8 protein-coding genes and 1 pseudogene are annotated in these 12,595 nt (G+C 62.9%); 3 read left to right on the top strand and 6 right to left on the bottom strand.

The window, feature by feature from the left end:
- Positions 1 to 139 precede the first annotated feature (139 nt).
- Positions 140 to 1,120, top strand: coding sequence for a hypothetical protein (locus L8U60_RS05620; protein WP_269965387.1), 981 nt, complete (start codon positions 140 to 142; stop codon positions 1,118 to 1,120).
- 124 nt (positions 1,121 to 1,244) lie between these two features.
- Here the strand turns inward: L8U60_RS05620 and L8U60_RS05615 are convergent, their stop codons facing one another.
- Together L8U60_RS05615 and L8U60_RS05610 are read right to left on the bottom strand one after the other, a co-directional pair.
- A complete protein-coding gene (locus L8U60_RS05615; protein ID WP_269965386.1) occupies positions 1,245 to 1,904 on the bottom strand; it encodes an ABC transporter ATP-binding protein in 660 nt (219 codons plus the stop codon).
- Positions 1,904 to 2,884 (bottom strand): ABC transporter permease, encoded by a 981-nt coding sequence (locus L8U60_RS05610; RefSeq protein ID WP_269965385.1) that lies wholly within the window; start codon positions 2,882 to 2,884, stop codon positions 1,904 to 1,906. Before L8U60_RS05610 ends, L8U60_RS05615 begins: the two co-directional genes overlap by 1 nt.
- Positions 2,885 to 2,996: 112 nt before the next feature.
- On the opposite strand from L8U60_RS05610, the gene L8U60_RS05605 reads away from it, so the two are divergent.
- Together L8U60_RS05605 and L8U60_RS05600 are read left to right on the top strand one after the other, a co-directional pair.
- The gene (locus tag L8U60_RS05605; RefSeq protein ID WP_269965384.1) at positions 2,997 to 4,130 is read left to right on the top strand and encodes a sensor histidine kinase; all 1,134 of its coding nucleotides are present in this window, start codon (positions 2,997 to 2,999) and stop codon (positions 4,128 to 4,130) included.
- On the top strand, positions 4,130 to 4,729 hold the full coding sequence (locus L8U60_RS05600) for a response regulator (RefSeq protein WP_269965383.1): 600 nt from the start codon (positions 4,130 to 4,132) through the stop codon (positions 4,727 to 4,729). Before L8U60_RS05605 ends, L8U60_RS05600 begins: the two co-directional genes overlap by 1 nt.
- Here L8U60_RS05600 and L8U60_RS05595 read toward each other — a convergent pair.
- From L8U60_RS05595 to L8U60_RS05575, 4 genes and pseudogenes are all read right to left on the bottom strand, one after another.
- Complete coding sequence (locus L8U60_RS05595; protein ID WP_269965382.1) at positions 4,722 to 8,165, bottom strand: pyruvate carboxylase; 3,444 nt, start codon at positions 8,163 to 8,165, stop codon at positions 4,722 to 4,724. The two genes, L8U60_RS05600 and L8U60_RS05595, sit on opposite strands and share 8 nt — an antisense overlap.
- A gap of 24 nt (positions 8,166 to 8,189) precedes the next feature.
- Complete coding sequence (locus L8U60_RS05590) at positions 8,190 to 9,596, bottom strand: NAD(P)H-quinone dehydrogenase (protein WP_269965381.1); 1,407 nt, start codon at positions 9,594 to 9,596, stop codon at positions 8,190 to 8,192.
- Between the two features lie 211 nt (positions 9,597 to 9,807).
- A pseudogene (locus L8U60_RS05585) lies at positions 9,808 to 11,269 on the bottom strand (integrase core domain-containing protein).
- Positions 11,270 to 11,386: 117 nt separating this feature from the next.
- Positions 11,387 to 12,577 carry an amidohydrolase gene (locus L8U60_RS05575; RefSeq protein WP_269965378.1) on the bottom strand — a complete coding sequence of 397 codons (1,191 nt, stop codon included), beginning with the start codon at positions 12,575 to 12,577 and terminating at the stop codon, positions 11,387 to 11,389.
- Positions 12,578 to 12,595 lie beyond the last annotated feature (18 nt).

Here is a 12,595-nt window from a genome sequence, read left to right as displayed (position 1 = left end):
GGACCAGGACTGCTACGAACTTTCCAAAGTTGGTAGCAGGCACCCCCTCTGATCAATCCTCTCCCCCACAACCCACCCCTTCGAAACTTTTTCGCCGGCCAAGGGAACCGAACAGGGGTCAACGGCGGTCTAAGCTCATATGAGCAATTTATTCAATGGAATGACCATCACCCGCCCCATCAACCTCGAACCACTGGGTTCCCGGCCAGGCCTCGTGCCCATTTCGGACACGTTTGGGCTGGCCCCGGAGCTACTCATAGACCCCAAACTCGCCGAACGCGACGCCGAGTTCCACCACCAACGGCTCTGCTACCAGATCCCCCAGGCCTACCGGGCGGCCGCATTTGCCCTGGAAAACCCGCACCTGACACTGACTGGCTTTGGCGCACTAGCGCTGTACGGGGCGAAGTTTTTGGGCGATGGGTGTGACACGGCGTTCGCGGAGAAGCGAATAGCCCGCCCGCAAAAAGCTGGTCCCGGAAAACCCCACATCTCACGCGCAGCCCTCGACATTCACGAAAAGTGGAGCGCCTGCCTTCACGGAAAGTGGATATCCATCGCCGCACCCGCCGCCGCCGTTGCACACGCGCTCACGGAGCTACGCCGCGAAAGAGTCGGCTGGCATGTCGTGCCGTGCGGGGATCTTCACCCCACGCTCATCAGGGCCATTCAGCTTCTCGACGTCTCCCGTCGCCTCACCATCAATCCCCTCGACATCCTCTCCGCCTGTAAGAACCGCCTCAACCTCGTTTGGGTGACTGATGCCCTCATCCGCTCCTCTTCCCTGGCCGAATCACCAAAAGAAACCGAGATGCGGTTGATCGCCGAGCAGGTCGCCAGAAAGCACGGCCTTCACCTCCAAGAACAAGTCCCAGTGAAAGCCAATGGCCAGTGGATCACCCGTTTTGACCTGGCTCTCATCTGTCCCGTGAGCGGACAACGCTTTGGTTTGATGTACGACGGTATCCAACACTGGAACTACGAGCAGCGAAACAAAGACGCCAGCATCAACCTCAACGCGACGATCGAAGGGTGGGTGCCGCTGCGGTTTTCCAGCGCGAGTCTGCCCACGATGTTTGCGGACCTCGACCGCTTCTTCACCCGGGTACTCAACCGCTAGTCTCATCTCTCTCGGCCTCATTCCCTCCCACGCGCTGCACGATTTTTGAAATTCGTGCAAACCCCCATTAAAAGACCAGGACTGCTACAAACTTTAGAAAGTTGATAGCAGCCAGGCCATGAGACTAGGCCAGCGCCGGCGCCTTCTGGTGCTCGCTGACAACAAAGACGTCGTCCCGGTCCGAGATCAGGGACTGGTCGTGGGTGACAAAGCCGCAGGCGATGCCGCGGTCCTCGACCAGGTTGCGGAGGAGTTCCACGATGTCGCGGGAGCGGGAGGAGTCGAGGGCGGCGGTGGGTTCGTCGGCAAGCACGAGTTCCGGCTCACCCATGAGTGCCCGGGCGATGCCGACGCGCTGACGTTGGCCACCAGAAAGAGCGTGCATGTCCCGATTCTCGAGCCCGGCGAGGCCCACAGTTTCAAGCAGTTCATCGGCCCGCTGCTTGCGCGGTTTGATGCCGCGGATGTGGTCGGTGACCAGCAGCTGATCGCGGACGTTCAGGGCGGAGATGAGGTTAGCCTGTTGGAAGATCATGCCGATCTTGTCGCGGCGCAGATCATTGGACACCGGGACACCACCCAAGGTCGCGGTGCCAGAATCCGGAGTGATCAGGCCGGCGGCGACGGAGAGGAGGGTGGATTTGCCGGAGCCGGACTCGCCAACAATGAAGGTCAGGCGGCCGGGTTCGGCGGTGAAGTTGAGCTTGTCCAGGACGGTGCGGCGTTCCTGGCCGTCCTGGAAGGAGACGGTGACGTCAGTGAGTTCAAGCTTGGATGTGGGCATTATGCGACACCTCCGAGTGCGCTTTGGGGGTTGACTTTGCTGATGGAGCGGGTGGCCACAACGGCGCCGGCCATACCCAGCGCCCAGACGAGCAGTGGCGGCAGGGCGATCACGCCGAAGGACAGGGTGAATGGTGCGACGCCTTCCATGGCGAACCCGATGCCCAGCCCGATGAGGGCGCCGATGGTCACGCCGATGAACAGGAGGATGGCGGACTGGCCCACGGCGTCCTTGAGCAGGTACTTGTTCGAGGCGCCGATGGCCTTCAGGATGGCCAGGTCACGGCTGCGCTGGATGGTCCAGACGGTGAGGAATGCCACGATGACCAGTGCAGCAATGGCGTAGAGGAAGCCCTGAATCATCTTGAGCGAGCTCTGTTCCGAGACATAGGCGGGCAGGCCCTGGAAAGACTCCTTCAACGAAACGCCACCTTCAATCCCAGGATCATCGGAGAGCAGGACGGTGCCGGCAGCGTCCGTGTGGAAAGCCTCCTGCCAGGTCTCGGTGGGGACCCACAAGACAGGGGTGTGAGCGAACATCAGGTCCTCACCGACCGCGTCGACGGGGATGGTGGTGCCGGCGAGGGAGAGGACGTCGTGAAGCGAAAAGTTCAGTGAGGCTGAGGCGACCGCGCCATCGCTGAGAACCTCTCCCCCGGGCAACGTGGTGCCGCGCGGCAACGCGAGGAGCGCGACCGATTGTTCCGTGCCATCCGGACCGGAGACGAGCATCTGGCCGGTGCCCAGCGCGTCCGTGCCTGGCGTTGCCTGCACGCGCGAGGTGGTGAACGACGGATCCTGCGGGTCCTCGAAGACCACCGCGGCTGGGTCGAGCGCCTCGAGCGCGGACGTGTTCTGCTTGCCCAGCCCCGAGGTCAGGCCCGTCAGCACAACCACGAGAAGGGTAATCAACGCGACGGTGCCCACGATGAGCCCGAAGCGCCCCTTCGCTTTCTTGATTTCACGGATTCCTACGAACATGCTTCCAATTGTGTCCGTGACCTGCGGGATTAACATCGGGCTGCGGGTTGAAAAAGGAATCGACCGTTCGGTTGATGTTGGCCCAACCGGTGGCGGCGCTAGGGTTGCCCGCATGACCTCCAACCGCATTTTGGCCGCCTTGCGCGTGAGCCTGCACGTGCTGGTGGCCACGCTGTTGGGCGTGGGCCTGATCGGCGCTCTCCGGGAGAACCACTGGCCCGCTGTCGTCGCCGCAGCGCTGTTCGCCGCCATCTACCTGTTTGGCACCGTGTGGCACCACCACGGCCGCGCGCATTCCCGCCCGCAGGCGCTGGCCTGGCTGGGCGCGGTGGTGATCGTGTGGGTGGTGCTGGCCGCGCTGTCCCCGACCTTCGTGTGGATGGAGTTCCCGCTGGCCATCCTCGCCTGCTTCCTGCTCCCAACATGGTGGGGCCTGGCGCTCACGGGCGCGCTGCTGGCCTACACATTGAGCGTGACGTTCCCGGCGGACGGCCCGGGTGGGCTGATCGGCCCGACAATCGGAACGGCGCTGGCCGTGGGCATCGTGCACGCCTACAAGGCGCTCAACGCGGAGACGGAGCACTACCGCCAGCTGGCCATTGACCTGGAGGCCGCGCAGCAGCACCTGGCCGCTGCGGAGCATGAGGCCGGCCGCGCGGAGGAGCGTGCGCGCCTGTCCCGGGAGGTGCACGACACGATGGCGCAGGGGTTGAGTTCCATCGTGTTGCTCGGCCGCGCGCTGGACAAGGAGCTGGAAACCGCCGGCGCGCCCTCATCCGCCCGCGACACCCTGGCCACCATCCGGGATACCGCCGCGGAGAATCTCACGGAAGCCCGCCGTTTCGTCGCCGGCAATGCCGCGCCCGCCGCGCCGGTGGAGCGCCTGAGCACCCGCATCGAACGCCTGGCGCGGTCCGCGGAGCGCCGCCAGAAGGCGTTGGGTGAGCCGCTGGAGGTGCGCGTCCAGGTGGTGGATCTGCCGGAGCCGGCTGCCTCGGTGGCTGAGCGCGTTGTGCGGGAGGCGCTCAGCAACGTCGTGCGTCACGCGGGGGCGAGCTTGGCGGTGGTCACCGTGGATAAGCTGGGCACGCAGGCCACGGTTGACGTCTACGACAATGGCCGCGGCATCACTGGCCCCTTCGGCTACGGATTGCAGGGCCTCCAGGCGCGCGTCGCGGAAGCCGGCGGCGAGCTCACGGTCGAAGGAAATGTCCTCGCCGCCACGCTTCCCATCAAGGAGAACTAATGCTCAACGTCATGCTTATCGACGATCACCCCGTCGTCCGCGCCGGCCTCCGCGCCGTCTTGGACTCCTTTGGTGACATCACGGTCGTCGCCGAAGCCGCCGACGGCACAGCGAAAGTCCCCGAGGGTGTGGACGTGGTGGTCAGCGACATCCAGATGCCCAACGTGGACGGCATTGAGCTGACCCGCCGTCTCGTCGCGGCTGATGGGCCGCCGGTTCTCATCCTGACTACCTACGACACCCAGGCCGACGTCGTTGCCGCCGTGGAAGCCGGCGCGATGGGCTACCTGCTCAAGGACGCCCCGGAGGATGAACTCCACGAGGCAGTGGTGCGCGCCGCCCGCCGCGAGCGCGCCCTGTCCCCGCAGGTAGCCAACGTGCTAGCGGAGCGAGTCATGCGCCCGGACGAGGCGCTCTCCCCGCGCGAGATCGAACTCCTCCGCCAGGTGCAGACGGGTGCCTCCAACAAGGAGATCGCCGCCGCCCTGTTCATCTCCCAGGCCACGGTGAAAACGCACCTGATCCACATCTACTCCAAGCTCGGAGTGGACAACCGCACCGCCGCGGTGGAGGTGGCGCGGCAAAGGCGCATCATTTAACGATAATGACGAGGTCGCCGCCCTCCACCTTCGTCGGCTGGCTAAACGCCACCTTTTCCACGATCCCGTCCACGGGCGCGGAGATGGTGGCTTCCATCTTCATCGCTTCGATGATGGCCACTGGGTCGCCGGCTGCGACCTCATCGCCCACCTTGGCGGTCACGTTGACCACGCCGGCGAATGGTGCGGCGACGTGGTTCGGGTTGGACGGATCGGCCTTCTCTGCTTCGGCGACGGTGGATTCGGCGTTTTCATCGCGAATCGTCATCGGGCGCACCTGACCGTTGACGGTGAGGATGACCTGGCGCATGCCCTTCTCATCCGGCTCACTAACGGCGTCCAGGCGGACGACCAACGGGGACTGATTTTCCTCAATCTCCCCGTAGTAGACCATGATCTCCTTGCCCTCTTCGAGGCCGTAGAAAAACGCCTTGTCGCCGAGCTGGTCCGTCACGCCGTAGAGGCGGCGGTGTTCCATGAGCTCGTCGTACTGCTTCGGGAAGAGCAGCTTGTCCAGGGCAACACGACGCGCGCCCGACGCCTCAGCACCATCGGCACTGAGATCTGCTTCCAGGTCCGCCGGCACCTCGACGGTGTGGTCCACGGAAGCACGGTCAGCCAGTGCCTTCTCCCGCAGCTCCGGCCAGCCACCAGGTGGCGTACCCAGCTCGCCTTGGAGGAAGCCGATGACGGATTCCGGGATGTCGTACTTGCGCGGGTTGGCCGCGAATTCCTCCGGAGTCACGCCAGCGCCCACGAGGTAGAGCGCCAAATCTCCCACTACCTTGGAGGACGGCGTCACCTTGGTGGGGCGGCCCAGGATCTCATTAACGCCGGCGTAGTAATCCTCAACGAGCTCGAAGCGATCCGCCAAGCCCAGCGCCTTGGCCTGCGTGCGCAGGTTGGACAGCTGGCCGCCGGGGATCTCGTGGCGGTACACGCGGCCGGTCGGGCCGGGGATACCGGACTCGAACGGCGCGTACACGGCACGCACAGCCTCCCAGTACGGCTCCATATCGGAGACTGCCTTAAGCGACAGGCCGGTGTCGCGCTCCGTGTTGGCGTATGCGGCAACGAGGGCGGACATGGACGGCTGGGACGTCGTGCCGGCCAAAGGCGCGGAGGCCACGTCCACGACGTCTGCACCCGCCGCAGCGGCGGCAAAGTAGGTGGCCAGCTGCCCGCCGGCGGTGTCGTGGGTGTGCACGTGAACCGGCAGATCAAAGCGGGAACGCAGCGCCTCCACCAGCTTCGCCGCGGCGGCCGGGCGCAGCAGACCAGCCATGTCCTTGATCGCCAGCACGTGCGCGCCGGTGTTCACAATCTCCTCGGCTAGGCGCAGGTAGTAATCCAGCGTGTACAGGTCCTCCGCCGGATCGAGCAGGTTGCCGGAGTACGCCATGGCTACCTCGGCGACGGTGGTGCCGGTGTCCAGGACGGCGTCGATGGCGGGGCGCATCTGGGAGACGTCGTTAAGCGCGTCGAAAATGCGGAAGATGTCCACGCCGGACGCGGCGGCTTCCTTCACGAAAGCGCGCGTGACGGACTCCGGGTACGGGATGTAGCCCACGGTGTTGCGGCCGCGCAGGAGCATCTGGATGTTCACGTTCGGCATGGCCTCACGCAGGGCATCTAGGCGCATCCACGGGGATTCGTGCAAAAAGCGCATGGCCACGTCATAGGTCGCGCCACCCCACGCTTCCACGGAGGTCAGCTGCGGGGTCAGGTGGCCAACGTGCTTAGCGGCGGCAACCAGCGTGTTCGTGCGAATGCGGGTGGCCAACAAGGACTGGTGCGCATCGCGGAAGGTCGTCTCGGTGACACCCAGAGCGGTCTGGTTGCGCAGCTTCTCCGCCCACTTGGCCGGGCCGAGTTCCAGCAGGTCATCGCGGGAACCACGGGGCAGCTCACCGTACTCTCGGTCGGGAAGCTTCTTTGACGGCTGCAGGGTCGTCGGCCGCTGCCCATTCGGCTGGTTCACCGTCACGTTAGCCAGGTAGGTCAGGATCTTGCCGGCATCATCGGCAGCCGACGGCGCCTCCAGCAAATCCGGGTGTGAGGCGATGAAGCCGGTGTCAATGCGCTTGTGGCGGAAGTCCGGTTCGCTGAGGAGGGCGCGGAGGAAACCAATATTCGTCGATACGCCATTGACCGCAAACTCGTTGAGCGCGCGCAGGGCACGATCAACAGCGACCTGGAAATCGCGCCCGCGGCACGTCATCTTGACCAGCAGCGAATCGAAGTTCGGCGTGATTTCCGTGCCCACCCCGACGGACCCGTCCAGGCGCACGCCCGCACCACCCGGCGAGCGGTACCCCGTGATCGTGCCGGAATCCGGGCGGAAGCCGTTCGTGGGATCCTCCGTGGTGATGCGGCATTGCAGCGCCGCACCCGACACCGTGATCTCCTCCTGGCGCATATTCAGATCATCCAAGGTCGCGCCGGCAGCGATATACATCTGGTTCTTCACGATGTCGATGCCGGTGACTTCCTCCGTCACCGTGTGCTCCACCTGCACGCGCGGGTTCATCTCAATGAACACGTGGTTGCCGCGCTCATCCACGAGGAACTCAACCGTGCCCGCGCCCTCATAGTTGATCTCTTTGCAGAAATTCACCGCGTCCTGGCAAATGCTCTGGCGCTGCTCCTCAGTGATGTGCTGCGCGGGCGCAATTTCCACGACCTTCTGGTGGCGGCGCTGCACGGAACAATCGCGCTCATAAAGATGCACGACGTTGCCGTGCGAGTCCGCGAGAATCTGCACCTCAATGTGCTGCGGGTTGATCACGGCGCGCTCAATGTAGACATCTGGGTCGCCGAAGGCGGCCTCCGCTTCGCGCGACGCTTCCGCTGCGAGGGCTTCAAGGTCCTCTCGCTTCTCGACGAACCTCATCCCCCTACCGCCGCCACCCGCCACGGCCTTCACAAACACCGGAAACTCAAAGTCCTCCGCGAAACGTGCCAGTTCCTTCGGGTCTGCGGATGGCTCCGAATCCTTCAGAGTGGGCAGCCCGGCGCGCTCTGCAGCGCGCACTGCAGCAGCCTTATCGCCCGTCAGGTCCAGCGTTTCTGGGGACGGGCCGATGAACTTGATGCCCTCTTCGGCGCAGCGGCGCGCCAGCTGCGCGCGTTCGGAGAGGAAGCCGTAGCCCGGGTACACCGCATCGGCGCCGGACTGCTTAGCGGCGCGGATGATCTCTTCGATGTCCAGGTACGCCTTGACGGGTTGGCCCGCCACGCCGATCTGCACCGCTTCGTCCGCGAACGGGCGGTGGAAGCAGTGGCGGTCCTCCCGCGGGTACACCGCGACGGTTTTCGCGCCGGTTTCAAAGGCGGCGCGGAAAGCACGCACGGCGATTTCACCGCGGTTAGCAACGAGGATTTTGGAAAACGTAGGCAGGTCCTCCCTGCCAATTCCGGTAGCGGATGTAGTCATGGCAGCTCCTCGGGGAGATTGCGTTTAGTTCAGGTCAGTCTTGTGCACGAGGCGGCGTGCGGCCTCCGTGATCGAGCCCGACAAAGACGGGTACACGGCCATGGAGTTAGCCAGTTCCTCAACGGTGAGGTTGTTGGTCACCGCGATGGTCAGCGACAGGATCAGCTCCGATGCCGTCGGCGCAACGATCACGCCGCCGAGCACCTGGCCGGAGCCCTTGCGGGAGAAGATCTTCACAAAACCAGAGGTCAGCGAACGCATCTTCGCGCGCGGGTTGGTAGCCAGCTCGAGCTTGATGATGTCGGCGTCATACTCGCCGTTCTTGATCTGCGCCTCGGTGATACCCACGGCCGCGATCTCCGGACGCGTGAACACAGCGTTACCGACGGTGCGGACGCGCAGCGGCTCCACGCCCTCACCCAGCGCGTGGTACATAGCGATGCGGCCCTGCATCGCGGCCACGGATGCCAGCGGCATGAGGTCCGTGCAGTCACCCGCCGCGTAAATGCCGGACACGTTGGTGCGGGACACGCGGTCCACGTGGATGTGGCCGGACGGGGTGACGTCTACGCCCTGGGACTCCAGCATGAGGTCCTTGGTGTCCGGGATGGAACCAATGGACATCAAGCAGTGGGAACCGGTGATCTCACGGCCGTCACTGGTGCGCACGATCACGCCATCACCGGTGTTTTCCACGCTGTCCACGCGTGCGTCCTTCACCAGCGTCACGTCACGGTTGGACAGGACCTGCTCCAGCACGTCCGCTGCATCAGCGTCATCGTGCGGGAGGATGCGGTCAGAAGAACCAACCATGGTGACCTTCACGCCCAGCTCAGCGTAGGCGGAAACAAACTCCGCACCGGTCACACCAGAACCGACCACGACGAGGTGCTCCGGCTCCTCAATCAGGTCATACATCTGCTGCCAGTTGAGAATGCGGCGGCCATCCGGCTTAGCGTCCGGCAGCACGCGCGGGGACGCGCCGGTGGCGATGAGCACCATGTCACAGTCAAAGGTTTCCATCGTGCCGTCCGGCAGCTCCGCCTTCACACGGTGCGTGGTGTGACCTTCCTGACGGGAAGCGAAGCGGCCCTTACCGTTCACCACACGCACACCAGCGCGCTCCAGCTGCTGCCGAATGTCGCGGGACTGCTCCGATGCCAGAGCAACCACACGGTTATTCAGCGCTGGGATAGACAGGTTCACATCACCCAGGCCATGCTTCAGACCCATGGCGTCCGCACGACGAAGGTCCGTTTTCACGTTCGTGCCAGCGATGAAGCCTTTGGACGGCACCACATCACGCAGAATGCCGGAGCCACCAACGCCAAGCTGCTCAATCAGAGTGATGTCCGCGCCGTACTGGCTGCCCACCAGCGCTGCCTCGTATCCGCCGGGGCCGCCGCCGATAATGACAATTTTCTTGGACACGCACGTCTCCTTACACAGGTTGCGTCAAACAGGTTTTAAAGATTCCGTCCGCCCACTTTAGCGGTCAAGGAAAAAATGTGCGCATCATGTACCTAGCTGGCCTAGCTAGGCCAGCTAGGTCAGTCTTGTTATGTCCATAGGGTTTTTGGACATGGAGTCCGGTCTCTTTTTGGACACGGACTCCATGGTGTTCTTGGACATTTCTAGCGGCTTATGGTTGTAGCCTGCGTTTCGGCCGGGGCTTGGATAATTTCGGGTTCATCCGCGGTGGTTGACGATGTTTCATTCCTTCGACGAGGTTGATGTTGACCTGACCACCTGGTGGCCTGTGGCTCAACGTGATCGGCAGCGGCACGCTGAAGAGGAATTCACCATCGTGGGCCGTGTAGAACTCCGCAATGTTATCGACTGTGACCGTGGAGTAGAGCCTGCGATTTTTAAACCTCAGACCAATGTAGAGACCGAAGCCGCACACGCGTACAACGCCATCTTTGCTCACACAGAGCTGGTCTGGGATGCCCCAATAGTTTGTTGAATTTGTCGTAGGCACCGTTAACGTAGGGGCATCGGTGGGAGGTACGCCTTGCTGAGCTGCCATGTCATCGGTGCTGGCCTCGTGTGAAGTTGCCGCTTCCGCGGGGCCGTTTAGCATGTCGGATACAGCTTGTGGATTGTGCGCCTGGTTATAGGCAACTACGCGGGCCCAGATCTGATCAGGATCAAGTGGATGCGTAGGCGACGGTGCCTTGGGGAAAGTATCGAAAGCCTGACGTGGTGTGATGTGCATCTTGCCGACCAGCAGTGATTGGTGGCGTCGTCGCTCGTTGTAAACCTGGCGATATTCAGCAAGATATGTGTTGACCTCAGCAAGGCTGACTGGTCGGCGTGCATCGAGGAACTGGGTCAACGTACGGTGAGATCGCTCGTCTTTTCCCTGGGTTGTCGGGGCGAAACCAGCAATAGCAAGTACGCCTTCGCTGGCGAGCCAAGTTTCAGTAGCAGAGAGAAAACCCCGGTGGTAGGTGGCGAACGCATCGCCATTGTCAGAAAGGATTTCTTGAGGTTTGCCGTAGGCGGCGAACGCTGCGGCCAGCGCAGCGCGCGCATCAGTACCGTTTTCCGGTAGAGCAAATGCTGTGGTTCCGACATCAAATCTGCTGGCATCATCGATGATCTGGTAAATCGTCACGAGCGTGTGCGCATGGTCGAAGAGGCGATAGACCAGTCCATCGATCTGCCAGAGTTCCCCAACGAAATCACGGGTGAAGCGCTTATAGGAACTCCGCGGCCGTTTGCGGGCATTGGCATCGAAACCCCAGCTCCTGTAGCCACAAGGCGATGGTGGAACGCGACGGGGTCCGATCGGCACCGATAGAGTCGAACAAGAAGTAGTAGATCGACCAAGGCCCATAATCCAAGCCCTGCTCCATCAACTGTTGCCTGGCGTGGACAACTGCGATTTTGTCGGCTTCGTCAAATTTCTTAATCGGATTCTTCGGGGCAGTCGAATCCGGCACAATACCTGCTCGGCCCTTCTGCGCTATCCGGTTTTTGATGTTGTGGTACGTCTGTCGCGAGATCCCCAATTCTTTGCAAAACTGTGTGACCGTCTTGCCGTCACGAACGGGATCGAAATCTGCGACCTTTCTACGCTTATGCAATGGAATAGCCATCCGGCTATTCCACCGCCGCAACCGTCCAAAAAGCCACTAGACAGCCCGTCCAAAAACCTTCTGGACTCCGTGTCCAAAAAGTCCCTAGACATCACACAGCTAGGTCAGTCTGGTCAGCTAGGTCAACGCAGCGGCCTGTGCGTCCTGCATCCGGCTGAATCGCTCAACGACGGAGCCGAACAGGCGAACTCCCACATCGATCGAGCGCTCATCAATATCAATGTCGCCCCGGTGCAGGTCATACTTCTGCCCCGCGCCCGACCAGCAGCCCAAGCGCGCCATGGAGCCTGGCACCTGCTCGAGGTACCAGGAGAAGTCTTCCCCGCCGCTGGACTGCGGCGCCTGAATCACCGCGTGCGGGTCAACGGCGCGGGCGGCCTCAACGAGAGCGGAGGTAGCCACGTCATCGTTCATCACCGGCGGTACGCCGCGGATGTAGTCCAGTTCGTAGCTGCAGCCCGTCGGCGCCACGACGCTGCCCACCAGCTCCTCCATGAGCGGCTCCAAGCTCCGCCACGTTCCAATGTCCTGGGTGCGGATGGTGCCGCCGATGTGCCCGGTCTTCGGCACCGCGTTCGGGGCGATGCCCGCCTCAATCTGACCAAATACCAGCACGGTACCCGTGCGCGGATCCACCCGGCGCGACAACAAGCCCGGCAGTTGGGTGACCAGGCTGCTCAAGGCGTACACAACATCATTGGTCAGGTGTGGGCGCGAGGTATGCCCGCCAGGGCCGCTCACGGTGATGCGCAGAACATCAGCGGCAGAGGTGATCGCGCCGGTGCGCACGCCGATCTGACCGACACGGATCTTTGGTTCCGCATGCACCGCATAAATGCAGGACACGCCATCCAGGCCGCCCCATTTGATCACGTCAGGGGCACCACCATCCATGACTTCCTCGGCGGGTTGGAAGATGATGCGGATGCCGAAGGGAAGGTCCACCGCGGATAAGGCACACGCGAGTGCCAGACAGATCGTCGTGTGCACATCGTGCCCACAGGAGTGCGATACACCCGGGACGCGCGAGGCGAACGGCAAGCCGGAAACCTCTTCCACGCGCAACGCGTCAATGTCCGCGCGGAAGGCCAGCTTCTCATTGTCCTCAGGGCCAATGTCCACGTACAGGCCTGTCTCCGGGAACAAGTGCGGCTCAAGGCCGTGCTCCCGCAGTGTTTGCGCGATGAACGCCGTGGTCTCCACCTCATGGTGGGACACTTCCGGGTTGGCGTGAAGATGACGGCGCCACCCGATGACCACATCGCGGTGAGCGGTAAACCACGAGTCAATCTGCGCAGCTAGTCCCACAGCACACTCCCCTTCTCG

Origin of the sequence: Corynebacterium meitnerae (genome assembly GCF_027570075.1) — a bacterium.
GTDB classification, from domain to species: domain Bacteria; phylum Actinomycetota; class Actinomycetes; order Mycobacteriales; family Mycobacteriaceae; genus Corynebacterium; species Corynebacterium meitnerae.
Note: the sequence above shows the minus strand (reverse complement) of the source record. Positions and strands in the feature narration are given on the sequence as shown.

Coding starts and splice junctions, on each gene's coding strand:
- L8U60_RS05620 (WP_269965387.1), top strand. CDS start 140: ATGAGCAATTTATTCAATGGAATGACCATCACCCGCCCCATCAACCTC.
- L8U60_RS05615 (WP_269965386.1), bottom strand. CDS start 1,904: ATGCCCACATCCAAGCTTGAACTCACTGACGTCACCGTCTCCTTCCAG.
- L8U60_RS05610 (WP_269965385.1), bottom strand. CDS start 2,884: ATGTTCGTAGGAATCCGTGAAATCAAGAAAGCGAAGGGGCGCTTCGGG.
- L8U60_RS05605 (WP_269965384.1), top strand. CDS start 2,997: ATGACCTCCAACCGCATTTTGGCCGCCTTGCGCGTGAGCCTGCACGTG.
- L8U60_RS05600 (WP_269965383.1), top strand. CDS start 4,130: ATGCTCAACGTCATGCTTATCGACGATCACCCCGTCGTCCGCGCCGGC.
- L8U60_RS05595 (WP_269965382.1), bottom strand. CDS start 8,165: ATGACTACATCCGCTACCGGAATTGGCAGGGAGGACCTGCCTACGTTT.